The following is a 26,889-nucleotide window of genomic DNA, read 5'->3' as shown; positions in this document are numbered from 1 at the left end:
GGGCGCTCCCTGTGGCAGGGGGCGCCCTCGGTGCGTGTCACGGCAGTTCGCGGGCCACGCGCTCCCACTCCTGGACCTCGCCCCAGCGGGGGTGGTCCGCGAGCAGCCCGTCCAACGGCCGTACCGGCGCGAGCAGCCGTCGGATCATCCGCAGTGCCATGATCTGTTCCCGGTCCTGCTCCCGCCAGTGCGGAGCCGCGCGGGCTGCCTCCGACGGAGACATGGGCATGGCGGCCAGCGCCCTCTCCAGCACGGCCGCCGGTTCCAGCAGGGCGACCCCCTCGCGCGGCCCGACGTGCTGAAGCAGCCAGGACCTCAGGTGCAGGTCCCGCAGCAGCCACTCGCCCCGCTGCGGCCCGGTCGCCCGCTCGGCGCCGGCCAGCAGCACCGACCACGCCTGTCCCACGGCACGCCACTGGTCGTCGGTGAGCCCGGCCGGGCCGGACGGATCGTCCTGGAGCCGGGCGGCGAACTGCTGGGCCGCGGCCGCCCACTCGCTCACATCTGCACCGGCCGGAACCGCGCCCGGTTCCGACCAGCGGCGCACATGGCCGTCGAGGTCGAGCCGGTCGAGACCGTCGAAGGCCCGGGTCATCCGAACATCACCCCCGCCGCCTCGAACATCTCCTTGCCGAGCTGTTCCGCTCCGCCGCCGGGCGCCCAGAACGGATCGCCCGACTTGAAGAAGTGACCGCTGTGGGCGTTGATCTCCAGCCCGAAGTACTGGCCGCCGCCGCCCGCGACCTGGGCCTCACCGGCGGCCCGCACCGCGGAGCCGCCGCTCAGCACGGGGTGGGAGAGCTCCTGCCCCTGCACCATCTTCGGCATGATCACCAGCTGTCCGTCCTCCAGGACGGCCCACTTGATCACCTCGCCGTCCATGTCGATGTACTTGTCCCAGTTCGCGGAACCCGGCTTGGCCGGGCGGATGCCCATCCGTTCGGCGAGGGCGAGTTCCCTCTCCAGGGTGGCCGCCATGTTGTTGGGCCAGATCCGACACGAATTGTGCACCAGCACCTTCGCCGCGCCGACGAAGTAGGTGTGGTCGCCTTCGACCTCGAAGTTGTACACCTGGACCGGACCGCGCTTCCGGGTGACCGACTCGACCCGGGCGTCCTTGCCGTCCAGGGTGTGCAGCCGGTCGCCGGGACGCAGCGCCTCGGCGCCGGTCCAGCCCTTGCCCGTCACCCAGAACGGGTGCTCCGTGGTGGCTCGCAGGGTCTCCGAGCCGATGTCGACCGAGACCAGCGCGTCCGCCGTACGCTCCATCACCCCGGCGACCGTGCGCAGTCGGCGCTCACCCGTCTCCGGGTCCTGCGCCCAGACCCGGTCACCGGCCCGGATCTCCTCGATCGGCCTGGTCCCGTGCTCGGTCGCGATCCTGGTCCCGGCGGGGAAGCACATGGAGTTCAGTGCCTGCCGGCCGAGGTTCTCGAGGCGGGCCGCAGCGGACGCGGAGAGCCCCGAGCCGCGCAGACCCCAGATGGCCCGGCCGAGGCCGGCCCCTCCGCGCATCGCGGTGCGGACCGCGAAGGCCGCCTCCGCCGCCTTCACCAGCAGGCCCGGGATGATGATGCTGCCGAACAGCCAGGCGCAGCTGCTGAGTTTGCGCTTGTAGCAGCCGACGATGTCCGCCACGGCTCCGGTGGCGACGGCCTTCAGGACGGACTCGGTGAGCTTGATCCCGTCGATGTGGACGTTCTCCTCCTTGAACTTGACGTCCAGGGGAGAGCTCGTGAGGTAGTCGCGCTGGATCGACGAGCCGCAGTGGGCGCGGTCCACACCGGGCAGCGGGCAGGACTCGACGTAGAAGTCCATCTCGCCGTAGATATGGAACTCGAGGTCGATCTCGCAGCCGATGTCGCCGCCGGAGTGGCTGCCCACGCAGTCGCTCAGCGGGTTGATGTCCACCTTGGAGTCGCCGCTGGGCTTCATCACGACGCCCTCGACGCCGGTGCCGCCGCCGTCGGCGGTGCGCTCCTGCTCCTTGCGGTCCTCGAAGTCGACCTGCTGGGTGCGGATGGCGGCCTCGGCGGCCTCCACGGCGAGGTTGCGGGCGTTGGCCGCGGCGGCCTCGGCCTCGGTCGCGTCCCGTTCCGCCTTGTCGGCGACGGACCGCGCGGTGGAGGCGTCGGCCTCGGCCGCGTCGGCCGCGCTGCGGGCGCTCGCCGCGTCCCGCTCGGCCGCGTCGGCGGAGGCGTCCGCGTCGGTGGCGTAGCCGTCGGCCGCGGTGGCGGCCGTCTGCGCGGCAGCCGCGTCCGCGACTGCCTGCTTGTCGTATTCGACAGTGTTGGCCTCGGCCCGCTGGGCCGCCTTGGCGGAGGCCGCCGCCGCGTCCGACGAGGCCTGCGCCTCCGCGGCGGAGGTGCTGGCCTGCGCGGCCCACTCGGCCGCGTTCGCCGCCGCCTCGGCCGCGGCCTTCGCGTCGGCGTTCGCCTGGGCCGCGAGCGCCTTGGCCTCGGCGGCCGCCTTCTTGGCCTGCGCCGCCTTGGCGTTGGCGACGGCGACCTGCTGCTGTGCGGCCGTCTTCGCGGCCTGACCGGTCAGGACCGCGAGACCTGCCGAGGAGTCGGTCTCCGCGTACGGGGAGCCCAGCTCGATGGCGTCGTTGGCGGGTTTGACGACCTTCGCCGCCGAGTCCCGCGCGGCCGCGGCGGCCTGCGCGGTGGAGTAGGCGTGCCCGGCGGTGCGGATCGCGTCGGCGCCCGCGAGGGTGGCTTCGGAGCGGGCGGCCAACGCGTCACCGCGCGCCTTGGCGGCGGCCTTCTGCGCGGTCTCCGCCTCGGCCTTGGCGGCGATCGCGTTCCACTTGGCGGCCCGGGACGCGGCGATCGCGTCGGCCGCGGCCGCGTGAGCCTTGGTGACGGCGGCCCCGGTGATGGCGACGTCGCGCTGGGCGCCGTCCGCGGCGGCCTGGGCGCGCTTGGCCGCCCCCTGGGCCCGGGTGGCCGCCTCACGGGCGTTGGTGGCCGCCTCAGTGGCCTCGTTCGCCGCCTGGCGGGCCTGGGTGGCCGCGGCCGTGGCGTCGTCGGCCGCCGAGCGGGCCTTGGTGGCGGCCTGCCGGGCCTCGATGGCGTCGGCGGTGCCGTCCACAGCGGCCAGCAGTGCCTCCGCGGCCTCCGCCTTGGCGACCAGGGCGTCACGGCGGTCCTCGGCGGCGAGCGCGCCGTTGCGGGCCCGCTGCGCCCGGTTCTCGGCGGCGAGCGCGGCATCCTTCTTGTCGGCGGCGGTGCCGCCCGCGGCCTGCGCGTCGGACAGCTTGTCGGCGGCGATCTGCCGCTGGGACTGTGCGCGGGCTTCGGCGTCGTGGGCCTTGTTCCGCTCGGACGCGGCGAGGTCCGCCTGCGACTTGGCGTAGTCCCGCTCGGCCTCGGCCTTCTGCCGCTTGGCCTTGGCATCGGCTGCCGCGTTCTTGGCGGTCTGCTCGGCCGCCTTCGCCTTGTTCTCGGCCGCCTTGGCCTCGGAGGCGTGCTTGGCCGCCTCCTCCGCCTGGGCGGCTGCCCCCTCGGCGGCGGCCTTGGCCTGGGCTTCGGCCTCCTGCGCGGCGATGCGCCGGAACTCCGCCTTGGCCGCGTGCGCCTGGGTGTTGGCGAGCGAGTCGAGCGTCTTGCTGTCGGCGGCGGAGGCGCGGGTCGCGTTGAACGCCGTCTCCACGGCCTTCGCCGCGGCCTGGGTGGCCGCCGCCGACGCCTTGGCGACCTGCGCGGCCTGCTGGCCGTACAGCAGGCCCCGGCCGCGCGGCAGTCCGGCCGCGTCGGCGATGCCGTATGCCTGCGTCTGTGCCTGGGTCACCGCGTCGGCCTGGGTCTTGGCGGACAGCGCGGCGCGGGAGGCGACGTAGAGGCGTCCGCCGGCCCGGCCCTGGGCGTCCGTGATCCACTTCTTGACCTTGGTGAACTCGGCCGTGGTCGGGTAGTCGTTCGGGTGGTCGGCGGGCTTCTGGCCGGTCCAGTAGGCCTGCCAGTCCGTGAGCCGGCTCGCGATCAGCGACTGGCCGAGGGCCTCGCCGAGTGCCTGCGAGGCCGTCGACAGATCCGCGTTGGCCTGCTTCTCGGCCCGGATGATGGCGTCCCGCTGGGTCTTCTGCCCGTCGATCTCCGCCTGCCACTCGGTGTGGGCGGTGGCGATCTCGTCACCGAGCACCTGGTGCGGGTCCTGGGGGTCGGTGTACGCGCAGGACGCGAAGCGGGCCTTGAGGTTCTCCACGTCGATCCGGAACTCCATCGAGTCCGGGTCGGGAGCGGTGGTCGGGAAACCGCCGTACTGGAGGAAGAGCCGGGCGTCGTCGGCGTACATGTCGTGCATGAACTGCAACGACTCCCACGCCTGGCGGTCCTTGTAGTCCTCGTAGGCGTCCGGCGAGTAGCGGGCGTTGTAGACCGCCGTGGCCGCGTCGACGGACGCCTTGTTCGCGAGCGGATGCGGGTCGGCGTAGAAGTCGCCTTCCTGCTTCCAGAACTGGGCGGCGACCCAGGTGCTCAGCCCGATCCTGGGGAACGGGTTGTCCTTGTCCTCCACCCACTGGAAGCCGGTGTACGTGTAGGGCGGCGGCTGTGTCTGGACGGCGAGGGATGCCTCCCACACCGCGCGGCGCCCGGACAGCTCGTCCATCCTGGCGTCGGCCACGGCCTTGTCCGTGACGTACGCCTTGTGGAGCGCGGTGTCCTTCCAGTACGACGGGTCGGCCGCCGTGTGGAGTTGGTCCTCGGTGCCGATGAGGCCGGCCCGCGCGGTCTCCTTCATCGCGGGCCCGCCCTTGCGCAGGACTCCACTGAGGAGGCACTGCTCCTGGCGGACACGTTCGGCGGCCTTCGCGTCGAAGGCGGTCGGGGCGGGGTCGGCGGTGCTCGCGGTCTGTTCGGACCGGCCGGTGACGTCGGGGAGTTGACCGCCCGTCACCGCGATCGCGCCGGCGACGGCCATCGCGGTCAGGGGCAGGAAACGGGATCTCGCGAGGAGCCCCCGTCTGCGTGCGTCGGTACGCATGGGAAACCTGTCTGTGAGGACGACGGGAAGGGGGCTCAGAACAGCAGGTTGTACTGGGTCCAGCCGCTGGTGCCGATCTGCGTGCGGGCGCCGAAGGGGGCGCTCGCGGTGCCGGTCCCCTTGTAGAGCCACAGGGCGCCCGCCGCGTCGACGGCCATCAGGTCCGCCTTGCCGTCACCGGTGTTGTCGCCGGTCGACACGACCGCGGTGTAGTCCTTCCAGCCGGTGGTGGCCGCGGTGATGCTGGTGCCGAGCACAGCGTCGGCTGTGGCCTTGCCGGTGCCGGGGTAGACGAGCAGGCTGCCGGCGCTGTTGCGGGTGACGAGGTCTGCGATGCCGTCCCCGGTGTAGTCACCGCGCCCGGCGATGACGCTCATGCCGTTCCAGCCGGTGGAGTCCTTCATCCGGACCCGGGCGGAGAGGGTGCCGTCGGCCTTTCCCTGGTAGAGCCACAGCTGGCCGTCGGTGCCGCGGGCGACGAGGTCGGGCTGGGCGCTGCCGGCCATGTCGCCGACGGAGACGAGGAGGTTGTACTGGTCCCAGCCGGTGCCCAGCACCTTGGTGTCGTTGCCGCGTTCGGCGGTGTAGTAGAGGGTGCCGCCGATCCGGAAGTAGAGGTCGTTGCCCCGGCCGTTGTCGGAGATGTCGGCCTGGACGAGGGCGGTGGCCACGGAGTAGCCGGTGCCGAGGTCTGCGCGGGTCTTCCAGCCGCCGGTGCCCTTGGCCTCGTAGTCCCAGAGGTGGCCGTCCTTGCCGCGGGCGAGGAGCGGGAGGAGGCCGGTGCCGTCGGCTGCGGCCTGCTGGAGGAGGGGGGCGCCGTCGATGGGGGCGCCGTCGGTGGCAGCCGCTTCCGCGGAACCTGGTCCGGGCGGCTCGGTGTGCGCTGTCGTGAGCGCGACCACGGTGGTCACGGCCCCCGCGAGAGCGAGAGCGGCCGCCCGGCGCAGGGGGCGGCTGAGGGAGATGCGTATCAAGGCGAGAGGTTCCCGTCGGTGGGGTCGGCGGGGACCCGCACGCGCACACCAAGACGCCGTGAACACAGGTCAGGTGTTCCCCGGTGCCGCCCCCGCGCCGCGTCTGGTCATGTCCACGGCAAGAGCCACCGTATGGGAACTATGTGGATTCTGTGAAGGGATTTTCCGAAGGGACGGACTTCCGTGCCAGAAAGTCCGTTTCACGTGCCGCGGGGGCGGTTGCCCGCGGCTGTGCCCCGCCGGGCCGGGCCCGGCGGGGCACAGTCTTCCTGCGGCTCCCGGAAGGGTTCGTGAGGGGCGTCGGTCAGCCCTCGCTGTACTGGTGCATCCCGGGCACGGTCAGGGTCCCGCCGTACTGGGCGGCCTGCTGGACCGTGACGTTGGTGAAGTAGATCAGGGGGATGTTCAGCGGCGGCGGGTTGTCCGGGCTGAACGTGATCGGGATCAGCCCCAGCAGGTTGCCGGAGATGCTCTCGGTGTACATCGTCGTCTTGCCGTCGGTGATCTTCGACGTCGTGCCCTTGCCCGCCTGCACGTGGTACGTCTTGCCGCGCTCGGTGACGATCTGGTGGAGGTCGCCGATGTCGGTGCCGCCGGACACGACGTACTTCAGGACCTTCTTGGTCTTGCCGCTCGCCGTCTTGACCTTGACGACGCCCTGGTAGTCGGCGCCCTTGAGGGTGAGCGAACTGGCCTTCAGGGTCCAGGCGTTGTCCGCCACGGTGATGCCGGGCTCGGTGTCGCCCACCTCGTCCGTGGCGACCGGGCAGTCCTCCGGGTCGGTCGTGGAGCTCGCCGAGGGGCTCGGGGAGGCCGTGGCGTCCGCCGCCGCCTCCTCGGCCGCCTTCGCGGTGTCCTGGACGGCCTTGGTGGTGTCCTCGGCCGCCTTGGACGCCGTGTCGCTCGTGTCCTTCACGGCGTCCTTGACCGTGTCGGTGACCTTGTCGGCCGTGTCCTTGGCGGTGTCGCCCGCGCTGTCGTCGGCGCTCTTGGAAGCCGAGGCCGAGGGGGTCGGCGTGGGCGTGGCAGTGGCCGGGTCGCTGGAGCCGGAACCGCCCGTGAAGATCCCGGTGAGCGCGTCGCCGATGTCCGTCAGGAGGTTGCCGTCGTCGCTCGCGGAGGGCGACGGGGACGGCGTGGCGGTGCCGGAGCCGGAGGAGTCCGAGGAGCTGCTCTCCTCCTTGCTCGCGGAGGCGGACGGCGTCGGCGTCGGCGTGGCCTTGTCGTCGGAACCTGAATCCGACGAAGAGGAACCGCCCGAACCCGAGCCGGAGTTGGAGCCGGAGGACGCCGACGGGGACGGGGTCGCCGTGGCGTCGTCCGAGTCCGGCGAGGAGCTCGCCGAGGCGGACGGGGAGGCACTGCCGTCCAGCGCGGCGATGCAGTCCTTGTACTCGTCCGCCGTCAGGCTCTTCGCGGTCGGCGCGTCGTCGGCGAGGGCGAGCGTCGGCGTGAAACCTATGCCCATGAGGACCGCCGTCGGCATCGCCGCCATGGCTATCGCCTTGCCGGCCGGCATGTGGAACCTGTTGAACAGGGGCTTCTTGGGCGCCGCGTGCCGGGGGCCGGTTCTGACCTCCGCGGCGGCCGCGGAGCCCTCGCCGGAGAGGTTCTCAGCCGACACGGTACCCCCCGTTCACGTCGTCGCCGCCGGCCCAGGCGCTCTCGGGCGTCCGGTCCGACGATCCGTCCCGGCCGGCCTCCGGCGCCTCGTACGCAGGCGCGGGCTCGCCCTCCACCGGCCTGAGGACCGTGGTGTCGGGGTCGGCACCCTGCGGCGCACCGCCCTGCGTCCCGTCCTCGTCCAGCGGCTGCGGCCGGGGCGGCGCGCCGGGCGCCCAGGAGACGGCGAGCGCTCCGCCGATCAGCGCGAAGAGGAAGCCCAGGATGAAGCCGCCGATGTTGGAGACCACCAGGGACACCAGGGAGAGCACGATCGCTGCGACCCCAGCGAACACGCGAGTGGCCTGCTGGAACCACATCGTCAGGCCCAGCGTGACGAGCAGTACGCCGATGATGAGGGAGCCGGCACCCGCGGTCGTCGCCATGGCGATCGACATGGTGCCCAGCTTGAACGTGGCGTACGGGAAGTAGGCGATCGGCACCCCGCCGAGCAGGGTGAACAGGCCCGCCCAGAACGGCCGGTTGCCCCGCCAGGCGCGGAATCGCAGACGCAGCCGGGTGAAGGTCCCGGCGGTCTGGACCGGAGTCTCGGCACTCATGGAAAAGCTCCCTGGGTCCGGTGGAAGTTCATACCGGCTCGGCCGTGGGCGTGGAGAAGCCGGAAAGTCTGAGTCTGTGGAGGGGTGCCCTTGGCGCGGTCGGCCGGGTGGGGCGGAGAAGCGAACGCTCCACCGCCCCCCTGAGGACGGCTCAGCCGCCCTCAGGACATCCCGGCTCCGGAGCCGTCAGTAGCACTCCATGTTGGCGTCCGCGCCGAGCTTCATCGACAGACCACTCAGCTTGAACGTGCCGGCCGTGGTGGCCCAGGCCGTCTGCTTGACGTCGTAGAGGTCGGCCTTCTCCGCCTGCTGGGCGAAGCCGCCCGGCAGCACGCTCTCGCCGGCCTTCACGTCGGGACCGCGGGTCTTGTCCTTGACCGCGACGCCGATGTCGATGTTCGTGAACTCCGCGTTGGCCTGGAGGTCAGCAACATCGATGTAGAGGTTGTGGGCCGAGACCGGCGTCTTGCCACCACCCGCGTCAAGACGCAGGTAGAACGTCTTGTTGATGATGGGGATGGTGGTCTTGACCGACTGGCACATCTTGGTGATGGTCGCGTCGTCGAACGACGAGATCGCCACCGGCACCTGGGTCTTTTCCTTGCCGTCGACCTGCTTGTAGACGGTGTCTACACCGCCGTACTGAGCGAAGCCCGTACCGTGCAGCTCATCCGCCGACACCTTGAACTGCTGGCCGGACACGCTGAACGACGCGGCGAGCGCACCCTGCGCAAGCCCGACGCCCACCGCGGCGGCCGCGGCGACGCTGGGCACCATGACCACAGCGAACCGCTTCCATCTTGTCCCGCCACGCACCTGGGACTCCATATTTCCTCCTTCTCGGACGTACATCTCCTGACCCTGACTGCCCTGTCGAAAAGGACGGCTCAGCCGGGCAGGGATGGGAGAAGTGCTACGTCCTCGGGAAGGAGAGCGCCCGCACTCGGAGGCGCGAACCGCGCACCGATCACCGGCGATCACCCCCGAGCGACAACCACTGGTCGCGCCTGACACGCATCACGCACAACCTTGCTGGACAGGCTTCGCCGGATGGGCGAAGACCCCCCTGTCCGAGAGCCGGCGCACCTGCCGCCCGCTCTGCTCGGTGGGGACCCAGGGAATCCCGCGGCCCGATTGGCTGTCGGGGTACGGGAAAGGACCGAGCGTCGCCGATCGTGGTGCATTCTCGCCGCCCGCACAAGGGGCTTCGTTACTCGGTAGTAACGGCCGGATAACCGAACAACGACCCGCTGGTCTCGGTCGGCGACGCTGGGTGGCAAACGGGGGGAGGGCAAAACAGTTGATCGATGGACAGAATCCGACAGATCAACGCCCGTGGCTTACTGGAAGTAACAGCGGCCGCGATTGCCAAGTTTTGGCAAAGCGCGGCCGCAGTGACCTCCCGACGACAGGACTTTCACTCGGGCACCACACACCGGGGCGTTTAGCAACTGGTCAGAACCGGCCTCGCGCCCCGCTCGGCGGCCGCCCTCAGAACAGGGCCCGGGACAGCGCCCTGCGGGCCGCCGAGACCCGCGGATCGTCGGCACCGACCACCTCGAAGAGCTCAAGGAGCCGCAGCCGTACGGTGTCCCGCTCGTCCCCCGCCGTGCGGCGCACGGTGTCGATGAGCCGCCCGAACGCGTCCTCGACATGACCGCCGACCAGATCCAGGTCGGCGGCGGCGATCTGCGCCTGCGCGTCTCCCGGCTTCTCGGCCGCGTCCTTGCGGGTCTGCTGCGGGTCGAGCGACTGCACCCGCTGGAGCAACTCGGCCTGGGCGAGCCCCAGTTTGGCCTCGCTGTTGCCGGGGTCGTCACTCAGTACGTTCTTGTACGCCTGCACGGCACCGCCGAAGTCCCCGGCGTCCAGGGCGCGTACGGCGGCCTCGAGAAGTGCGTCGTAGGGGCCCGCCGGCACCTCCGCGGGCTGCGGGGCGGCGCCCGGCCGGGCGTCCGGGTCGACGGTGAGGCCGGTCAGCCCGAAGCGCTGCTCGGCGACCTGCACCAGCTGGTCCAGGGTCTGCTGGATCTGCTCCTTGCCGGCCGCGCCCTGGAAGAGCGGCAGGGCCTGGCCCGCGACGACGGCGAACACGGCCGGAATGCCCTGCACCCCGAACTGCTGCATCAGCATCTGGTTGGCGTCGACGTCGATCTTGGCGAGGAGCAGGCGTCCGTTGTACTCGACGACGAGCTGCTCCAGCACCGGGCTGAGCTGCTTGCAGGGCTCGCACCACTCGGCCCAGAAGTCGATGACGACCGGGACCTCGGTGGACCGCTGCAGGACCTCGCGTTCAAAACCCGCCTCGTCTACGTCGATGACGAGATCGGCCGGGGAGACGGCACCGGGGCCGCCGCCGTGCCGGGCCGCTTCGGCGCGGGCCTGCTCCGCCTTCGCCTTGGCCTCCTGGGCCGCTTTCACCGCGGCGAGGTCGACGACTCCGCTCATGGACATGTTCCGTGGCTGCATGCGTCTATCCTCCCCCGTGCGCGCGCGTCTGTGAAAAGCGATGTGAAAGCCGGTCGTGCAGCGCGGTCCTGACGCCGGGTCCCCACCCCACGCCGTGCGCACCGTCACCCGCGTACGTCCGTCGCGAGCTTTCGCTACGAGTCGTAGCGTAATGGCACCGAGTGCCTACCCGGTACCCCACCCCGGTGATCTCCCTCACTGCCGTCCGAGAACGGCCGGTTATGGTCGGAGGATGCAGAGCCGCAGCCCCGCCCCCCGCGCCACCGGACGCCCGCGCAGCGCCGCCGCGGACACCGCGATCCTCGCGGCGACGCGGGCGGCGCTGGTGGAGCTGGGCTGGTCGAAGCTCACGCTGGGAGATGTGGCTACCCGTGCGGGGGTCGCGAAAACCACCCTCTACCGCCGCTGGGCCGGCAAGAACGAACTCGTCGTGGACGCGGTCGCCGAACTCTTCGACGAGCTGGAACTCCCCGACAGCGGGACCCTCGCCGCGGACATCGAGGGCGTGGTCCTCCAGTTCGCGGCGATCCTGGCCCGTCCGGAGGCGAAGAACGGCCTGATGGCGGTGGTGGCGGAGTCCTGCCGCGACGACGCCCTGCGCGAGCGCATCCGCTCCTCGATCGTCGACCGCCAGAAACGACTGGTCCTCGAGGGCCGCGAACGCGCCCAGGCCCGCGGCGAACTGCCTCCGGAGACCGACCCGCTGGATTCCGCCCGCACCGCCGACCTCGTCTTCGACATCGTCGCCGGCTCGGTCGTCCACCGCTGCCTGGTGAGCTCCCAGCCGGCCGACACGGAGTGGGTCCGCAGCCTCACCCGGGTACTGCTGCTGGGACTTGCCGGAGCGGTTGCCGAAGCGAACGGATCTTCGCAGGCAGCCTGGGACTCTCCGCGATCAGGTGACTCCACGCCCGAGGTCTAGAACCCGGCCGGCTCCGTGTACGTCCCCCACTCGTCCCGCAGCGCTCCGCAGATCTCCCCGAGAGTCGCCTCCGCGCGCACCGCGTCCAGCATCGGTCCGATCATGTTGGACCCGTCGCGGGCGGCGACGAGCATTCCCTCCAGGGCGGTTCGCACGGCCCTCTCGTCCCTCGCCGCCTTACGGCCGTCCAGCGCCCGCACCTGCTCCCGTTCCACCTCGTGGCCGACCCGCAGGATCTCCAGGTCCCCGGTGACCGACCCGTGGTGGACGTTCACCCCCACGACCCTCTTCTCGCCCTTCTCCAGGGCCTGTTGGTAGCGGAAGGCCGCCTCGGCGATCTCGCCGGTGAACCAGCCGTCCTCGATCCCGCGCAGGATCCCGGACGTGACGGGCCCGATGGGGTGCCGGCCGTCGGAGTGCGCCCTCAGGCCCCGCTCCTTGATCTGCTCGAAGATGTTCTCCGCGTCTGCCTCGATCCGGTCCGTGAGCTGCTCGACGAACCACGAACCACCCAGCGGATCAGCCACGTTGGCGACCCCGGTCTCCTCCATGAGCACCTGCTGGGTGCGCAGGGCGACCTCCGCGGCCTGTTCCGACGGCAGGGCGAGGGTCTCGTCCAGGGCGTTGGTGTGCAGGGAGTTGGTCCCGCCGAGCACGGCCGCGAGCGCCTCGACCGCCGTACGGACGACGTTGTTGTACGGCTGCTGCGCGGTCAGCGAGACGCCCGCGGTCTGGGTGTGGAAGCGCAGCCACTGCGCCTTCTCGGACCTGGCCCCGTACACGTCCCGCATCCACCGCGCCCAGATGCGCCGCGCCGCTCGGAACTTGGCGATCTCCTCGAAGAAGTCGACGTGCGCGTCGAAGAAGAAGGAGAGCCCTGGCGCGAACACGTCGACGTCCAGTCCGCGCGAGAGTCCCAGCTCCACGTATCCGAAGCCGTCCGCGAGCGTGTACGCCAGCTCCTGCGCGGCCGTCGAACCGGCCTCTCGGATGTGGTATCCGGAGACGGACAGCGGCTTGTAGGCGGGGATGGCGGCCGCGCAGTGCTCCATCAGGTCGCCGATGAGGCGCAGGTGCGGCTCGGGCTGGAAGAGCCACTCCTTCTGCGCGATGTACTCCTTGAAGATGTCCGTCTGGAGCGTGCCGTTGAGGACGGACGGGTCCACGCCCTGGCGCTCGGCCGCGACCAGGTACATGCAGAAGACGGGGATAGCGGGCCCGCTGATCGTCATGGAGGTGGTCACCTCGCCCAGCGGGATGCCCCGGAACAGGACCTCCATGTCGGCCGCCGAGTCGACGGCGACCCCGCAGTGGCCGACCTCGCCGAGTGAGCGGGGGTCGTCGGAGTCGCGCCCCATGAGCGTCGGCATGTCGAAGGCGACCGACAGCCCGCCGCCGCCGTCGGCGAGGATCTTCCGGTACCGCTCGTTGGTCTGCTCGGCGTTCCCGAACCCGGCGAACTGCCGGATGGTCCAGGTCCGCCCCCGGTAACCGGTCGGGTACAGCCCGCGCGTGAAGGGGTACTCCCCCGGCCACCCGATCCGCTCGAAGCCCTCGTACACGTCCCCCGGCCGCGGCCCGTACACCGGCTCCACGGGGTCCCCCGAGAGCGTGGTGAAGTCGCCCGCACGCCTGCGCGAGGCGTCGTACCGGGCCTGCCAACGACGGCGACCCGCTTCGATGGCGTCAGCGTCCATACCATCGAAGCTACTAGGACGTCCTAGTAAACGTCGACAGGCGGCCGCCGTGCGCGTACCGCACGGCGGTGAGGGTTACGCCTTGACGGGGGCGGGAGCCCCGTCCGTGACCCTGCTCTCCAGCTCGCGGCTGACCTTCCGCTCCACGAAGAAGGCGGCCGTCGGGATCGTCCCGGCGAGCAGGACCCACAGCTGCTTGGCGACCGGCCACTTCGCCTTGGAGCCGAGGTCGAAGGCGAAGACGAGGTAGACCACGTACAGCCAGCCGTGCGCGATACCGACGGCCGTCGTGAAGCTGTCGGCGCCGTCGATCTTCAGCAGGTACTTGGCGATGACGCCGAGGGTCAGCAGGACCAGCAGCACACCGGTGACGTAGGCCATGACGCGGTAGCGGGTCAGCACGCTCTTCTTCATGGCGTCGAGCGTAACCGTCCGTTCCGGGAGATCTTGACCTGGGTCAGTCCTCGTCGAAGTCCCGTGCCGCCACCCTCAGCGGGCGCAGCATCGCGAAGATCTCCGCGCACTCCTCGGCGTCGTAGACACCGAGGCCGAAGTCCATCGCCATGAGGTCCCGGGTGGCGGCCTCGACGACCTCGCGGCCCTTGTCGGTGATGGAGGCGAGGGTGCCGCGGCCGTCGTTGGGGTTGGGGCGCTTGTCGACCAGGCCGGACCTGACCAGGCGGTCCACGGTGTTGGTGACGGACGTGGGGTGCACCATGAGCCGCTCGCCGATCTTCGACATCGGCAGCTCGCCCGCCTTGGCGAAGTTGAGCAGCACCAGCGCCTCGTATCGCGCGAAGGTCAGTCCGTACGGCTTGACCACCGCGTCGACCTCGCCGAGCAGGATCTGGTGCGCACGCATGATCGAGGTGATCGCGGCCATGGACGGCACGTTTCCCCAGCGCTGCTTCCAGAGTTCGTCGGCGCGGGCGATGGGGTCGAAGGGAAGACTGAGCGGCTTCGGCACGGCACCGACCTTACCGGCCGGTCACATCGTGGTCAGCAGTGTCTCGCCCTTCAGACTTGTTCGGGTGCGGGTTCGGTGGGGGCGGGCGTTTTGCGCAGTTCCCCGCGCCCCTGAGATGCCTGCGGCGGCCCGTGACGGCTTCGGTGGGGGCGTGCGTAGCGCATACGGCCCGGTGGTGGGGTCGGTGCCGGGGTGGGGGGGTATCCGTCCTCGGTCCGGCGGCTCGCCCCCTTCAACTGTCCTCGGTAACGGACGCCGGCCGCTGCGGGCGGACACCCCCCACCCCGTCCCCTTGCCGCCGTCCGCGTCTGCACGAGCGTCCACATGTCCCACCCAGGGGCGCGGGGAACTGCGCGACCAGCCACGACGGACCCGCACCCGCCCCCCAACCGAACCCCGCACCCCCCTAGGCGCCCCGCTCAAGCCCGGCGCAGCAACCCTCGCTAGATCCGCCGCGCCCCCGTCACCGACATCACCAGCGAGTACAAGGAAGTCGTGGCCGCGATGAACAGCCGATTCCCCTTCGGCCCTCCGAACGTCACGTTGGCCACCGGTTCGGGCACCCGCACGCGGCCGATCAACGTGCCGTCGGGGTCGTAGCAGTGGACACCGTCGGCCAGGGCGGCAGCCCACAGCCGGCCCTCGTCGTCGAAGCGGATGTTGTCGAAGTGGACGCCCTCGCGGGCCTCGGCGAAGACCTCGCCGTCCGAGAGCGTGCCGTCGGCGTGGACGTCGTACCGGTGGATCCGGGCCGCCCGTGAGTCGGAGACGTACAGCTGCCGCTCGTCGGGCGAGAGGATCACCCCGTTGGGGCCGTCGAGGCCGTCCGCGGCGAGGGACACCTCACCCGTGACCGGATCGATCCGGTACACATGGCACGCCCCGATCTCCGACTCGGCCCGGTGCCCCTCGTAGTCGCTGAGGATGCCGAAGTCCGGGTCGGAGAACCAGATCGTGCCGTCGGAGCGCACGACGGAGTCGTTCGGACTGTTCAGGCGCCTGCCCTGATGGCGCTCGGCCAGGACGGTCACCGTGCCGTCCGGCTCGGTGCGGGTGACGCGCCGGTTGCCCTGCTCGCAGGTGACGAGACGGCCCTGCCGGTCGACGGTGTTGCCGTTGCTGTTGCCGGCCGGGGCGCGGAAGACGCCGACCGCGCCGGTGGCCTCGTCCCAGCGCAGGATGCGGTCGTTCGGGATGTCGCTCCAGATCAGCTGGCGCCACGCGGGCAGGTACAGCGGTCCCTCGGCCCAGCGGCAGCCGTCGTAGAGGGTCTCCAGCCTGCTGTCGCCGTTGGTGCAGGGCCGGAAACGGTCGTCCAGGATCTCGTAGAGGCTGTCGGGCACCGGGGTCCTCTCGGGTAGGGGTGGGACGGGGTCAGCGGCGGCCGGTCCGCCGGAGATGGTGGCGCACCGCGCGCTGGGCCACCGGACCCAGGTCCTCCAGCGCGGCGACGAGCACACCGAGCTGCTCCAGGGCGTCCAGCGCCGAGCCGGCCCCGGCCGCGTCGACCCCTTCGTACAGCTCGATGCCCACGAAGGACGCGGCCACCGCCCGGGCCAGGCCCGCGGGATCGGCGAACTCGCCGAAGGGGGTGGCGGCAAGGACCCGGGTGAGGACCTTCTCGATCTCGGCGATCCACAGTTCAAGGCCCGCCGCGGTGGCGGGGCCGAGGGTGGCGTGGGTCTGGGCGCCGGCGAGCAGCTGGCCGAGGAGGGCCACATGCCCTCCGGCCCGCTCCTCCTCGTGGACCTTCCGGCCCACCGCGAGGAGTTCGGACAGCGAGGTCACGGCGGCCAGCCGCTCGCGGTAGCGGGCCACCGCGCGCTCCGCCCCGTAGCGGCAGGCCGCGGCCAGGAGCTCGTCGACGGTGCCGAAGTGGTAGAAGACGAGGGCCTGGTTGACGCCCGCGGCCGCCGCCACCGTGCGGGCGGAGGTCTTCGCGATGCCCTGCTCGGTGAGGGTCCGCAGGGCGCCGTCGAGGAGCTTGGTCTTCGTCTCCAGGGACTTGGCGCTCTCGGGGCTCACGCGCGCGCCTCCTCGCGCACGGGACGCAGGCCGGGGCGGACTCCGCAGGCCGTGACGTCGCTGTACGTCGCCTCGAAGGAACCCTGGTAGCCGAAGAGCGGGCCGAAGTACCGGTTGACGACCCGGACCCGGATGCGGAAACGGCCCGTCCTGTCGTCGTACGACTCCCGCACCTCCGCACTCGCGCCGATCAGCTCGGGCACCCGGACGTCGACCACACCCTCCCGGAACCGGTGCTCCCCCGAGCGGATCAACAGCGAGCCGTCGGGCTCGGCGCGGAAGTGCAGCTCGCTGGCCAAGTGCTGGTGGGTGCCGAGGTAGTCGAGGATGCGGTCGCCCTTGGGGCTCAGGACCATCTGGGCGTCGAAGCGGCGGGGGCGGCCTGGCAGGCGGAAGGTGCGCACGAAGGTCACCGTCTCACGGCCGTGGGTGTCGACGTAGGGCACGTTCTCGATCACGAACGGCACGTTCCGCCCCGGTCTCGGCACCAGGATGTTGCGGGTCGCCCCGAGGGCCAGGAAGGGCTTCACGAACGCCCCGCCGTGCCAGACCCGGTCCATCACGCCCCGGCCGGTGCACGCCTCGCCGGAGTCCAGACCGACCGAGAAGCGGCGCTGCAGCTGGGGGTGAAGGCGGTCGAAGTCGGCGCCCATCACCGTGCGGAACATCGAGGTCATCGCGGGGTCTCCAGGGTGTGCAGGACACGCGGCGCACGCGCGCGCGTGGGCGGCCTGCGCAGACAGCGACGGGCGGCCGGGGTGCCGGACAGGGGTGACTTGAACAGGGCCAGGGAAATGGCCAGGGCGAGGAGGAGCGGCCAGAGGTACGCCATCGACGCCGCCAGCGGGCCGAAGAGGTGCAGGAAGCGCTCCTGACCGAGACCGGCGCCGGCGACGAGCACGACCAGGGCGCGGACCAGGAGTTCGGCCAGCCAGTTCCACAGGGCCCGCTCCGGGGTGATCCCCCGCTCCAGCCACAGCCGCAGCCGGTCGAAGGACCAGGCGGTCGCCCAGCCGATCAGGGGGCGGAAGAGCAGACGGTCGGCGACGGCGCCGACGCGGCCCCAGCGGGGGCGGTAGTCGTACCCGGTGAGGAAACGGATGCCGTCGCCGTCGGGGACGTAACGCCAGTAGCCGCTGCCCTCCGCCAGGAGCGAGAGCGGGTGCGGGGAGGAGAAGCGCAGCGCGGAGGTGCGGGTGCCGTCGGGGCGTTCCCGCTCCCCCGCGGAGACGCCGGTGCCGGCGACGGTCAGACCGGGCAGCACGCGCGTGGCGTACCGGAAGCGCTGCGGCTCGTCCTGCGCGCGCGGGAGGTAGGTGATCCGGGTGAAGCGGAGGTCCCAGCGCTGGTGCCGGGACGGCTCCTGCGTTCGGGCCCAGAGGTCGTCGAGATCGGCACGGATGCGTGTCTCTATGTAGAGCCCCATTGATTCCCCCAGGTGAGCTCGCTGTTTGAGCGACCGCTCAAACTCTCTGGACGGGAAGGTACACGTTTTTGAGCGAGCGCTCAAACAGTGGGCACAAGAAAACCCCGGCCCGCGCGGGCCGGGGTTCGTCGTGTCGGCGGGGGTGCCGTCAGCCGGCGAGGTGCCGCTCCACCGTCTCCACCTTGGAGGTCAGACCGTCCGTGACACCGGGCCGGATGTCCGCCTTGAGCACCAGCGACACACGCGGCGCCCGCGCCTCCACGGCGGCCACGGCACGCCGGACGACGTCCATCACCTCGTCCCACTCGCCCTCGATCGAGGTGAACATGGCGTCGGTGCGGTTGGGCAGCCCCGACTCCCGCACGATCCGCACCGCGTCGGCGACGTGCTCCCCCACGTCCTCGCCGACCCCGAGCGGGGTCACTGAGAAGGCGACGATCATGCGTTCACGATCCCTTCCTGGCGGGCCCGGGACGCGATGACGGCGTCCTCGGCCTCACGCTTGAGCCGACGCTCGGCGAAGAAACCGCCGGTGGGCAGCACGGAGAGCACGAAGTACCAGATCCCGGTCTTCGCGGACCACTTGGCACGGAACCAGGCGTCGAGCCAGAAGATCAAGTACAGGATGAACAGGACGCCGTGGACCATGCCCATCACCGGGACGGCGTTGAAGTCCGTGGTCCGCTTCAGCACCGAGCAGACGAGCAGAAGCAGGAACGAGATCGCCTCGGGAGCGGAGACCAGGCGGAGGCGTCGGAGGGCGGAGGCTGTCTTGAGGTCCACGGGTCACCTTCGGTGGGAGGTACGTCGACGGCTTGTGAACGCACGCACAAGCGTTCGTCCATTGTGGCAAACAGTCCGGGAAACCTTGTGCGGGGGGTCGCCGGGCGGTGCGGGGTTCGGTCGTGCGGCGGGCGCGGGTCCGTCGTGGCTGGTCGCGCAGTTCCCCGCACCCCTGAGGAGTTGCAGTCACCCGCGCCACGACGGACCGTTCGCCACCTCGCCGCGCCACGACGGGCCGTTGGCCGGACGGCGCGCCACGATGGACCGTCAGTCGCGTACGGCGGCAAGGGGACGGGGTGGGGGGTGTCCGCCCGCAGCGGCCGGCGTCCGTTACCGAGGACAGCTGAAGCGACCGAGCCGCCGGACCGAGGACGGACACCCCCCACCCCGGCACCGACCCCACCACCGGGCCGTATGCGCTACGCACGCCCCCACCGAAGCCGTCACGGGCCGCCGCAGGCATTCAGGGGCGCGGGGAACTGCGCAAAACGCCCGCCCCCACCCAACCCGCACCCCGCCCACCCACCCACGCCTCTGTCCGCACACACCCCCCGCCAGCTACCTTCACTCCGTGGCGATGTTTCGACTCCAAGGCAGCAAAGTGCTCGCCGTAGACATGACCGGAGACGCCGTGAAGGCGAAGAACGGCTCCATGGTCGCGTACGACGGACAGATGCAGTTCAAAAAGCTCAGCGGCGGCGGTGAGGGCATCCGGGGCATGGTCACCCGGCGCATCACCGGCGAGCAGATGACCGTGATGGAGGTGTCAGGGCACGGCACGTGCTGGTTCGCGGACCGGGCCTCGGAGATCAACCTCGTCAGTCTCCAGGGGGACAAGCTGTACGTGGAGTCGAGCAACCTGCTCGCGACCGACGCGGGCCTGCGCACCGGGACCAGCTTCACCGGCATGCGCGGCGCCTCGCAGGGCAACGGCCTGTTCACCACCACCGTGGAGGGCCACGGACAGGCGGCGATCATGTCGGACGGCCCCGCGGTGGTCCTCCGCGTGAGCCGCCAGTACCCCCTCACCGTCGACCCGGGCGCCTACATCGCCCACCAGGGAAACCTCAACCAGTCCTTCCAGTCCGGTGTGACGTTCCGCACATTCATGGGCGAGGGCGGCGGCGAGGCCTTCCAGATCCGCTTCGAGGGCGACGGCCTGGTGTATGTCCAGCCCAGCGAGCGGAACACGATCGCGGGAGATGTGTGACATGCCCTTCCGCGAGATCAACTCCAAGATGGTCGAGGCCACGGTGATGCCCGGCCAGCGCCTGTTCAGCCAGCGCGGCGCGATGCTGGCGTACCGGGGCGAGGTGTCCTTCACCCCGAACATCCAGGGCGGTCAGGGCGGCGTCATGTCGATGATCGGCCGCCGTGTGGCCAACGAGGACACGCCCCTGATGACCGTCGAGGGCAGCGGCACCGTCCTGTTCGGGCACGGCGGACACCATGTGCAGGTCGTCAACCTCTCCGGCGACACGCTGTTCGTCGAGGCGGACCGGCTGCTCGCCTTCGAGGGCACCCTCCAGCAGGGCACCATGTTCATGGGCTCACAGGGCGGGGTGATGGGCATGGTGCGCGGCCAGATCAGCGGTCAGGGACTCTTCACGACCACGCTCAAGGGCCACGGCTCGGTGGCCGTCATGGCCCACGGCGGCGTCTTCGAGGTCCCGATCACCCCGCAGCGCCCGGTCCACGTCGACCCGCAGGCCTACGTGGCCCACTACGGTGACGTCCGCAACAAGCTGTCGACGGCGCTCGGCTGGCGCGACATGGTGGGCCGCGGTTCCGGCGAGGCCTTCCAGCTGGAACTCAGCGGGAACGGCGTGGTGTACGTCCAGGCCTCGGAGGAGAAGCTGTGAGCCACTACCCGGGCGCGGGCCCCACCGTGTACGACCCGATGACGCTGCCGTCGGACGACAACGTCAACAACTACACCTTCTGCGTGGAGCTCAAGGGGAGCCAGTGGTTCCTGCAGAAGGGGAAGATGATCGCCTACTACGGGCAGATGGACTTCAACGGCATCGGACACGGCCGGCTCGACGGTCTCGTCCGTACGTCCTTCCATTCGCCTCTGCACGCGAGCGACTGGGTCGTGGCGCAGGGCTCGGGCAAGATGCTCCTCGCCGACCGGGCCTTCGACGTGAATTCCTACGACCTCGAAGACGGCAACCTGACCATTCGCTCGGGCAATCTGCTCGCTTTTCAGCCAAGTCTCGCGCTGAAGCAGTCGATCGTGCCCGGCTTTCTGACCCTCATCGGAACCGGAAAGTTCGTGGCCGCCTCCAACGGCCCGGTGGTGTTCATGGAGCCGCCGATCCGGGTGGACCCGCAAGCGCTTGTGGGCTGGGCCGACTGCCCCTCCCCGTGCCACCACTACGACCACGGGTACATGACCGGTCTGATGGGCGGTCTACGTGCGATGACGGGCCTGGGCGGCGCCTCCGGGGAGGAGCACCAGTTCGAGTTCGTGGGGGCCGGCACCGTACTGCTCCAGTCGACCGAGGTCCTGATGGCCGAGCAGGCCACCGGGGTGGTTCCGTCCGAGCCGGGAGTGCCCGGCGGCCACGGGGTACCCCCGGGGCAGTCGCAGCAGCCGGGAGCACCGCGCCTTCCCGGACAGCTGGGGGACCTCCAGCGTCGCTTCGGGCTGTGAGCGGTAGTCTGCGGAGTGTGACATCGAACGCGTGCGCACAGTCACACGACCCTCGTTAGTTCGCCTTTCAACCTTTTAGGTAGACTTCATTCATGGAGACCGAGACGGCCACGCGCTGGCTGACCGATGCGGAGCAGTGCGCCTGGCGCACCCACCTGGAGGTCAACAGGCTGTTGACGTATCAGCTCGAGAAGGACCTTCAGCCGTTCGGCCTGACGATGAACGACTACGAGATCCTGGTCAACCTCTCCGAGTCGGAGGGCGTACGGATGCGGATGAGCGACCTCGCGTCCGCCACCCTCCAGTCCAAGAGCCGGCTCTCGCACCAGATCACCCGCATGGAGAACGCGGACCTGGTCCGGCGCGAGAACTGCGAGTCGGACCGCCGCGGACTGTACGCGGTCCTGACGGAGCACGGCATGGAGACGATGAAGAAGGTCGCGCCCCATCACGTGGCGTCTGTGCGGAGGCACTTCATCGATCTCGTCCCCCCGGAGTCCCTGACGGAGCTGGACAAGGCTCTGACGCCGATCGCGGAGCATCTGCGCGGGCAGCGGGGACGGCCCTGACACGGGGGCGCGGCTAGGCGACCGGCAGGCGGAGTTCGAACAGGGCTCCGCCTGCTGGCGCGTCGCGGACCGTGAGCGTGCCGCCGTGCCGGGCGGCGACGTCCCGGGCGATGGCGAGCCCCAGCCCGGCCCCGCCGTCGTCCCGTGCCCGCGCCTCGTCCAGCCGCACGAACCGCTCGAAGATCCGCTCCCGGTCCCCGGCCGGCACCCCGTCCCCGTCGTCGGCGACCCCGACCACCGCGTGGCGGTCGCCGTCCCGTCGTACCGTCACCGCGACCGCCGACCGCGCGTGCCGCCGCGCGTTGTCCAGCAGGTTGTCGAGGACCCGCTCCAACTGCCCCCGGGACCCCGTCACTTCCACCGGATCCGCCCGGACCGTCACACCGTTGCGCCCGGCGGCCCGCTCCCGCACCAGTGCCGCCAGCTCGATCCGTGCGTCGGCGACCCGCTCCCCCGCGTCCAGACGGGCCAGCAACAGCAGGTCCGCGGCCAGGTGTTGCAGCCGTACGGTGTCCTCGACCGCCCCGTCCAGGTCCAGCAGCTCCGGGTGCGCGGCGGCCACCTCGAGCTGGGTGCGCAGCGAGGCGATCGGGCTGCGCAGTTCGTGCGAGGCGTCGGCGACGAACCTGCGCTGGCGCTCGACGGAGGTCTCCAGGGCGGCCAGCGTCTCGTTGGTGGTGCGGGCGAGGCGGGCCACCTCGTCGTGGGTGTCGGGCACCGGGACCCGGCGGGCCAGGTCCTCGGAGGCGGTGATCGCGGCCATCTCGGCGCGGATGCCCTCGACCGGGCGCAGCGCACGCCGGGTGACCAGCCAGGTCACGGCGGCGACGACACCGAGCAGCAGCGGGAAGCCGACCAGCATGACGGTCTGGGCGGTGCCCACCGCGCTCTGTTCGGGGTCCAGGGAGGCACCCGCGTACACGGTGAGGGTGCCCTTGTCGGGGACCTCGACCTCCACGGCCGCGAAGCGGTAGTCGGCGGACTTCCCGTCGATCGTGGCGGAGCCGGCCGTGAGCCGCACGTCGTCGGCGATCTCACCGGGCTCCAGGGCGGAGTCGGCGTCCTCGGCCCCGTCGTCGTCGGAGTCCCCGGGCTCCGCCGTCCCGCCGGCGCCTCCGGCGGGCGGCCGCGGCTCCACCTCGGCGACTCCCGTGCCGCTGATCCGCTCCAGGTGCTCGGTGGCCGCGACCAGACGGCCGTGCCCGTCGACGACCTGGACCGGCTCGTCGTCGTCCAGGTCCAGACCCGTGTAGGGCGTGCCCCCGGAGAGGTCGGCGGCCACCTTGCGCGCGGCCCGCTCGGCCTGGGTGCCCGCCTCGTCGATCAGGTTGGAGCGCAGGGAGAGCAGCACGGCGGCCCCGGCCGCGACCAGCGCCACGGCGACGACCACAGTGGCGGCGAGGGTGGCCCGTGCCCGGACCGAGCCGAACAGCCGTCTCATCTCCCGGCCTCCAGCCGGTACCCGGCGCCCCGGACCGTACGGATGAGGCCCGCGTCCAGTTTCCGGCGCAGGGTGCTGATGTACACCTCGACGATGTTCGGGTCGCCGTCGTACGCGAAGTCCCAGACGTGCTCCAGGATCTGCGCCTTGGAGACCACCTCCCCGGGCCGCACCGCGAGCTGCTCCAGGACCGAGAACTCCTTGGCGGTGAGGGTGACTTCGCTGCCGTCGAGGAAGACCCGGCGGGCGGCGGTGTCGATCCTCAGCGGCCCGGTCTCCAGCACCGGCGAGGCCCCGGTGCCGTTCCCGCGCCGCCGCAGCAGGGCCTTGATGCGGGCCACGAGGACGACGTAGGAGAAGGGCTTGGTCAGGTAGTCGTCGGCGCCGGTGTCCAGTCCCTCGGCCTCGTCGTACTCGCCGTCCTTGGCGGTGAGCATCAGGATCGGCACCTCGTGGCCGGCGGCGCGCAGGGCGGCGCAGACCCGGTAGCCGTTGAGGCCGGGCAGCATGATGTCGAGGATCACCAGGTCGTACGCCCCCTCGCCGGCCCGGTGCAGCCCCTCGCGGCCGTCGTGGACGACATCGACGGCGTAGCCCTCGGCGGTGAGGCCCTTGGCGAGGGACAGGGCCAGTCGTTTCTCGTCCTCGACGATCAGCAGGCGCATGGGTACAGCCTCGCAGGGCGAACCTGAAGACGCCTTCAGGGGACTTCAGGCCCGCTTCAGCTCATCTCGGGCAGCTTGGTCGTCGTCGAAAGCGAACGAAGAAGAACCAAGCAGAACGAAGCAGACCGCTCTGGAGGAATCCCCATGAAGCGCAACATCGTCATCGCCACCCTCACCGCCGCCGCACTGGCCACCGGCGGCACCGTCGCGGCCTTCGCGGCGGGGGACGACGACGCGACGGCGACGCAGCGCCAGTCGAGCACGAGCGCCCACCAGGCCGCCGACCGCGACGACGACTCCGACGACTCCGCGGACGACCGGGACGACGTCTCCGAGGACCGTACGGCGGTCTCCGGCAGCGGTGTCACCGCGGCCGAGGCGATCGCCGCCGCCCTCAGGCACACCCCGGGCACCGCCCTCTCCGCCGACCTGGACGACGACGGCGCCGACGCGTGGGAGGTGACCGTCGTCAAGGGCGACGGCACCGAGTACGACGTGCGGATCGCGCCGGACTCCGGGAAGGTGCTCGGCGCCCAGCGCGACACGGACGACGACAACGACGCCGGCGACCGGGCCGAGCTCGCCGCGGTGAAGGGCGCGAAGACCGACGCCCGGGAGGCGGCCCTGGCCGCCGCCGCGAAGGGCACGGTGACCGAGGTCGGCCTCGACGACGACCACGGCACCGTGGCCTGGACGGCGGACACCGTGAAGGACGGCAGGCACGGCGAGTGGAAGGTCGCCCTCGACTCGGCCAAGGTCACCCAGGACCGCGACGACGACGGGGACGACGCCTGAGCCGGGCGTCAGCCCGCGGGCGCGGTGCCCTTCGCCGCGGCGAGGGCCGTCAGGACGACCGCCGCGCCCGTCATCGCGAAGCACACGGCCACCGGCAGGTGCCCGGCCAGGGCGCCCGCCGCGGCCGTGCCGGCCGTACTCCCGGCGTTGACGGCCGTGTTGACCCAGGCGCCGGCCCGGGTGCGCGCCTCCGGCGCCACCGTCTCGTCGGCGATGAGGTACGCGGTGGTGACGGCGGGGGACACGAAGAACCCGGCCACCGCCATGACCAGGGCGAGGGTGCCGAGCCCGGGGGCGAGCCCGGCGCCGACGAGTGCCAGGCCGAGGCCCAGGGTCAGCAGGACGAGCCGGGGCCCGGCGGGTCCGCGCCAGGGCAGGGCGCCGTTGAGCAGACCGCCGACGGCACTTCCGGCGGACACGGCGGCCAGCACCCAGGCCACGCCCGCCCCGCTGTGCCCGTGCAGGTCGGCGAAGGCCACGACCAGCAGGTCGAGCGAGCCGATCGCGAGTCCGACGCCCGTGACCGCGCCGACCGGGCGGCCGACCCGGCGCAGCACCCCCGGGCCGTCCGGCCCCCGGCGTGCCGTGGCCGCCTCGGGGCGGATCGCCCGTACGACGGGAGAGGCCACGAAGCCGAGCGTCCCCGCCCCGATGAGGACCGCTCCGACGACGATGCCGACGGCGGGCGGGGCGACGGAGACGAGGACGCCCACCAGCAACGGCCCCGTCAGGAAGAGCAGTTCCTCGGCGATCCCGTCGAGGCTGTACGCCCGTCGCAGCAGCGCCCGGTCCTCGGCGAGCCTCGCCCACACCGCGCGCATGGTCGGTCCGAGCGGGGGCACGAAGGCACCGGCGAGGGCGGTGAGGGCGCCCAGGACGTACGGCGGCGCCCCCGGACGCCACACGGCGGCGGCCAGCAGGCCGAGCAGCGCGGTGTGGGCGGCCAGCAGGGGCACGAGCGCCCGGCGTGGCCCGTACCGGTCGACGAGGGCGGCCCGCCAGGGCGTCAGGAAGACGGCGGTGGCGCCGAAGAACGCCAGCACGGCGCCCGCGACCGCGTACGAGCCCGAGGACCGGGTCACGGCGAGCATCGCGGACAGCGGGACGACACCGTACGACAGCCTGCCGAGCAGGGCGGTGGCGAAGGTGCGGCGGGCATACGGAACGCGCAGCAGCCGCGCGTAGGAGGCAGACATGGGTGAGTTCCTCGAAGGAGGCGTGGCAGGGGACACCGAGGAGCCACGGGAGCGGTGTGCTCGACCGCGGCCGGTGTCCGCCTTACGCCAAGGAGAGGAACATGCCCGTCAACCTAGCAGGGGCTCAGCCCCGGGTCAGGCCCTCCACCAGTTCGTCCGCCGCCCGGTAGGGGTCCAGCTCGCCGGCGACGATCCTCTCCGCGAGGGCGTCCAGGCGCCGGTCGCCGCGCAGGTCGCCGATGCGTTCGCGCAGCGCGGTGACCGCGATCGTCTCGACCTCGTGGGCGGCGCGGGCGCGGCGGCGCTCGGCGAGGACACCGCGCTCCTCCATCCAGGCGCGGTGCTTCTCCAGTGCTTCCACGACCTCGTCGACGCCCTCCGCGCGGGCGGCGACCGTCTTGACGATCGGCGGGCGCCAGTCGCCCGGCTTACGGGACTCGCCGAGGCCCAGCATGTGGTTGAGCTCGCGGGCGGTCGCGTCGGCGCCGTCGCGGTCGGCCTTGTTGACGACGTAGACGTCGCCGATCTCCAGGATTCCGGCCTTGGCGGCCTGGATGCCGTCGCCCATGCCGGGGGCGAGCAGCACCACGGAGGTGTCGGCCTGGGAGGCGATCTCCACCTCCGACTGGCCGACGCCGACCGTCTCGACCAGGATCACCTCGCAGCCGGCCGCATCCAGGACGCGGATGGCCTGCGGGGCCGCCCAGGCGAGGCCGCCGAGGTGGCCGCGGGTCGCCATGGAGCGGATGTAGACGCCGGGGTCGGATGCGTGCTCCGACATGCGCACCCGGTCGCCGAGCAGGGCCCCGCCGGAGAAGGGGGACGAGGGGTCGACGGCCAGGACGCCGACCCGTCTGCCCTGCTTGCGGTAGGCGGTCACAAGGGCCGAGGTGGACGTCGACTTGCCCACCCCGGGCGATCCCGTCAGACCCACCACGTACGCGTTGCCGGTCAGCGGGGCGAGCGCCGCCATGACCTCCCTGAGCTGCTGGGACGCCCCCTCCACGAGGGAGATCAGCCGGGCCACGGCCCGTGGGCGGCCCTCCCTGGCCTGGGCCACCAGGGTGGAGACGTCCTGCATCACAGCTCCGTTCGA

Annotated in this window: 26 protein-coding genes; 6 read left to right on the top strand and 20 right to left on the bottom strand. The window is 71.5% G+C overall.

Annotated elements, in window-relative coordinates:
* Positions 1–37: 37 nt before the first annotated feature.
* The 7 genes from M2163_RS32985 to M2163_RS32955 form a co-directional block, all read right to left on the bottom strand.
* Entirely contained in the window at positions 38–595 is a 558-nt protein-coding gene (locus tag M2163_RS32985; RefSeq protein ID WP_280849244.1) for a hypothetical protein, read from the bottom strand.
* On the bottom strand, positions 592–4,986 hold the full coding sequence (locus tag M2163_RS32980; RefSeq protein ID WP_280895774.1) for a polymorphic toxin-type HINT domain-containing protein: 4,395 nt from the start codon (positions 4,984–4,986) through the stop codon (positions 592–594). Before M2163_RS32980 ends, M2163_RS32985 begins: the two co-directional genes overlap by 4 nt.
* A 35-nt stretch (positions 4,987–5,021) precedes the next feature.
* Entirely contained in the window at positions 5,022–5,960 is a 939-nt protein-coding gene (locus M2163_RS32975; RefSeq protein ID WP_280895773.1) for a VCBS repeat-containing protein, read from the bottom strand.
* Between the two features lie 304 nt (positions 5,961–6,264).
* Positions 6,265–7,584 carry a hypothetical protein gene (locus tag M2163_RS32970; protein ID WP_280895772.1) on the bottom strand — a complete coding sequence of 440 codons (1,320 nt, stop codon included), beginning with the start codon at positions 7,582–7,584 and terminating at the stop codon, positions 6,265–6,267.
* Positions 7,574–8,182: a DUF6114 domain-containing protein gene (locus tag M2163_RS32965; RefSeq protein WP_280895771.1), complete on the bottom strand. Its 609-nt coding sequence runs from the start codon at positions 8,180–8,182 to the stop codon at positions 7,574–7,576. The genes M2163_RS32970 and M2163_RS32965 overlap by 11 nt, the downstream gene beginning before the upstream one ends.
* Positions 8,183–8,368: 186 nt before the next feature.
* Complete coding sequence (locus tag M2163_RS32960) at positions 8,369–9,010, bottom strand: DUF6230 family protein (RefSeq protein WP_053846408.1); 642 nt, start codon at positions 9,008–9,010, stop codon at positions 8,369–8,371.
* 663 nt (positions 9,011–9,673) lie between these two features.
* Positions 9,674–10,651, bottom strand: coding sequence for a tetratricopeptide repeat protein (locus M2163_RS32955; RefSeq protein ID WP_280849249.1), 978 nt, complete (start codon positions 10,649–10,651; stop codon positions 9,674–9,676).
* Between the two features lie 232 nt (positions 10,652–10,883).
* Between M2163_RS32955 and M2163_RS32950 the strand changes: the two genes are divergently transcribed.
* On the top strand, positions 10,884–11,573 hold the full coding sequence (locus M2163_RS32950; protein WP_280895770.1) for a TetR/AcrR family transcriptional regulator: 690 nt from the start codon (positions 10,884–10,886) through the stop codon (positions 11,571–11,573).
* Here M2163_RS32950 and M2163_RS32945 read toward each other — a convergent pair.
* From M2163_RS32945 to M2163_RS32905, 9 genes are all read right to left on the bottom strand, one after another.
* Positions 11,570–13,270, bottom strand: coding sequence for a methylmalonyl-CoA mutase family protein (locus M2163_RS32945; protein WP_280895769.1), 1,701 nt, complete (start codon positions 13,268–13,270; stop codon positions 11,570–11,572). The genes M2163_RS32950 and M2163_RS32945 overlap by 4 nt on opposite strands.
* A gap of 75 nt (positions 13,271–13,345) precedes the next feature.
* Positions 13,346–13,684 carry a DUF3817 domain-containing protein gene (locus M2163_RS32940; RefSeq protein ID WP_020122734.1) on the bottom strand — a complete coding sequence of 113 codons (339 nt, stop codon included), beginning with the start codon at positions 13,682–13,684 and terminating at the stop codon, positions 13,346–13,348.
* Positions 13,685–13,727: 43 nt separating this feature from the next.
* On the bottom strand, positions 13,728–14,237 hold the full coding sequence (locus M2163_RS32935) for a MarR family transcriptional regulator (protein WP_280849252.1): 510 nt from the start codon (positions 14,235–14,237) through the stop codon (positions 13,728–13,730).
* A 443-nt stretch (positions 14,238–14,680) separates the two neighbouring features.
* Positions 14,681–15,580, bottom strand: coding sequence for an SMP-30/gluconolactonase/LRE family protein (locus M2163_RS32930; protein ID WP_280895768.1), 900 nt, complete (start codon positions 15,578–15,580; stop codon positions 14,681–14,683).
* A 31-nt stretch (positions 15,581–15,611) separates the two neighbouring features.
* Positions 15,612–16,262, bottom strand: a complete 651-nt coding sequence (locus tag M2163_RS32925; RefSeq protein WP_280849254.1) for a TetR/AcrR family transcriptional regulator — start codon at positions 16,260–16,262, stop codon at positions 15,612–15,614.
* The gene (locus M2163_RS32920; protein ID WP_280849255.1) at positions 16,259–16,939 is read right to left on the bottom strand and encodes a DUF4166 domain-containing protein; all 681 of its coding nucleotides are present in this window, start codon (positions 16,937–16,939) and stop codon (positions 16,259–16,261) included. The genes M2163_RS32925 and M2163_RS32920 overlap by 4 nt, the downstream gene beginning before the upstream one ends.
* Positions 16,936–17,688, bottom strand: coding sequence for a hypothetical protein (locus M2163_RS32915; protein ID WP_280895767.1), 753 nt, complete (start codon positions 17,686–17,688; stop codon positions 16,936–16,938). Before M2163_RS32915 ends, M2163_RS32920 begins: the two co-directional genes overlap by 4 nt.
* 148 nt (positions 17,689–17,836) lie before the next feature.
* Positions 17,837–18,130 (bottom strand): MTH1187 family thiamine-binding protein, encoded by a 294-nt coding sequence (locus M2163_RS32910; protein ID WP_280895766.1) that lies wholly within the window; start codon positions 18,128–18,130, stop codon positions 17,837–17,839.
* Complete coding sequence (locus M2163_RS32905) at positions 18,127–18,471, bottom strand: DUF3817 domain-containing protein (protein ID WP_280849259.1); 345 nt, start codon at positions 18,469–18,471, stop codon at positions 18,127–18,129. The genes M2163_RS32910 and M2163_RS32905 overlap by 4 nt, the downstream gene beginning before the upstream one ends.
* Positions 18,472–19,048: 577 nt before the next feature.
* Here M2163_RS32905 and M2163_RS32900 point away from each other — a divergent pair.
* The 4 genes from M2163_RS32900 to M2163_RS32885 all read left to right on the top strand — a co-directional run bounded on the left by M2163_RS32900 (position 19,049) and on the right by M2163_RS32885 (position 21,696).
* A complete protein-coding gene (locus M2163_RS32900) occupies positions 19,049–19,681 on the top strand; it encodes an AIM24 family protein (RefSeq protein ID WP_053851681.1) in 633 nt (210 codons plus the stop codon).
* 1 nt (position 19,682) lies between these two features.
* Positions 19,683–20,333, top strand: coding sequence for an AIM24 family protein (locus M2163_RS32895; RefSeq protein WP_280854087.1), 651 nt, complete (start codon positions 19,683–19,685; stop codon positions 20,331–20,333).
* Positions 20,330–21,127 carry an AIM24 family protein gene (locus M2163_RS32890; RefSeq protein WP_280849260.1) on the top strand — a complete coding sequence of 266 codons (798 nt, stop codon included), beginning with the start codon at positions 20,330–20,332 and terminating at the stop codon, positions 21,125–21,127. The genes M2163_RS32895 and M2163_RS32890 overlap by 4 nt, the downstream gene beginning before the upstream one ends.
* 92 nt (positions 21,128–21,219) lie before the next feature.
* The gene (locus tag M2163_RS32885) at positions 21,220–21,696 is read left to right on the top strand and encodes a MarR family transcriptional regulator (protein WP_037721509.1); all 477 of its coding nucleotides are present in this window, start codon (positions 21,220–21,222) and stop codon (positions 21,694–21,696) included.
* 13 nt (positions 21,697–21,709) lie between these two features.
* Here the strand turns inward: M2163_RS32885 and M2163_RS32880 are convergent, their stop codons facing one another.
* Entirely contained in the window at positions 21,710–23,137 is a 1,428-nt protein-coding gene (locus tag M2163_RS32880) for a HAMP domain-containing sensor histidine kinase (RefSeq protein WP_280849261.1), read from the bottom strand.
* Positions 23,134–23,802, bottom strand: a complete 669-nt coding sequence (locus M2163_RS32875) for a response regulator transcription factor (protein ID WP_280849262.1) — start codon at positions 23,800–23,802, stop codon at positions 23,134–23,136. Before M2163_RS32875 ends, M2163_RS32880 begins: the two co-directional genes overlap by 4 nt.
* A 144-nt stretch (positions 23,803–23,946) precedes the next feature.
* Between M2163_RS32875 and M2163_RS32870 the strand changes: the two genes are divergently transcribed.
* A complete protein-coding gene (locus M2163_RS32870) occupies positions 23,947–24,597 on the top strand; it encodes a PepSY domain-containing protein (RefSeq protein WP_280849263.1) in 651 nt (216 codons plus the stop codon).
* A gap of 8 nt (positions 24,598–24,605) precedes the next feature.
* On the opposite strand, the gene M2163_RS32865 is transcribed toward M2163_RS32870, so the two are convergent.
* Positions 24,606–25,793 (bottom strand): MFS transporter, encoded by a 1,188-nt coding sequence (locus M2163_RS32865; protein WP_280849264.1) that lies wholly within the window; start codon positions 25,791–25,793, stop codon positions 24,606–24,608.
* A 124-nt stretch (positions 25,794–25,917) separates the two neighbouring features.
* Positions 25,918–26,874: a methylmalonyl Co-A mutase-associated GTPase MeaB gene (meaB, locus tag M2163_RS32860; RefSeq protein ID WP_280849265.1), complete on the bottom strand. Its 957-nt coding sequence runs from the start codon at positions 26,872–26,874 to the stop codon at positions 25,918–25,920.
* Positions 26,875–26,889 lie beyond the last annotated feature (15 nt).

The sequence above is a fragment of the Streptomyces sp. SAI-135 genome, assembly GCF_029893805.1.
Lineage (GTDB): Bacteria > Actinomycetota > Actinomycetes > Streptomycetales > Streptomycetaceae > Streptomyces.
Note: the sequence above shows the minus strand (reverse complement) of the source record. Positions and strands in the feature narration are given on the sequence as shown.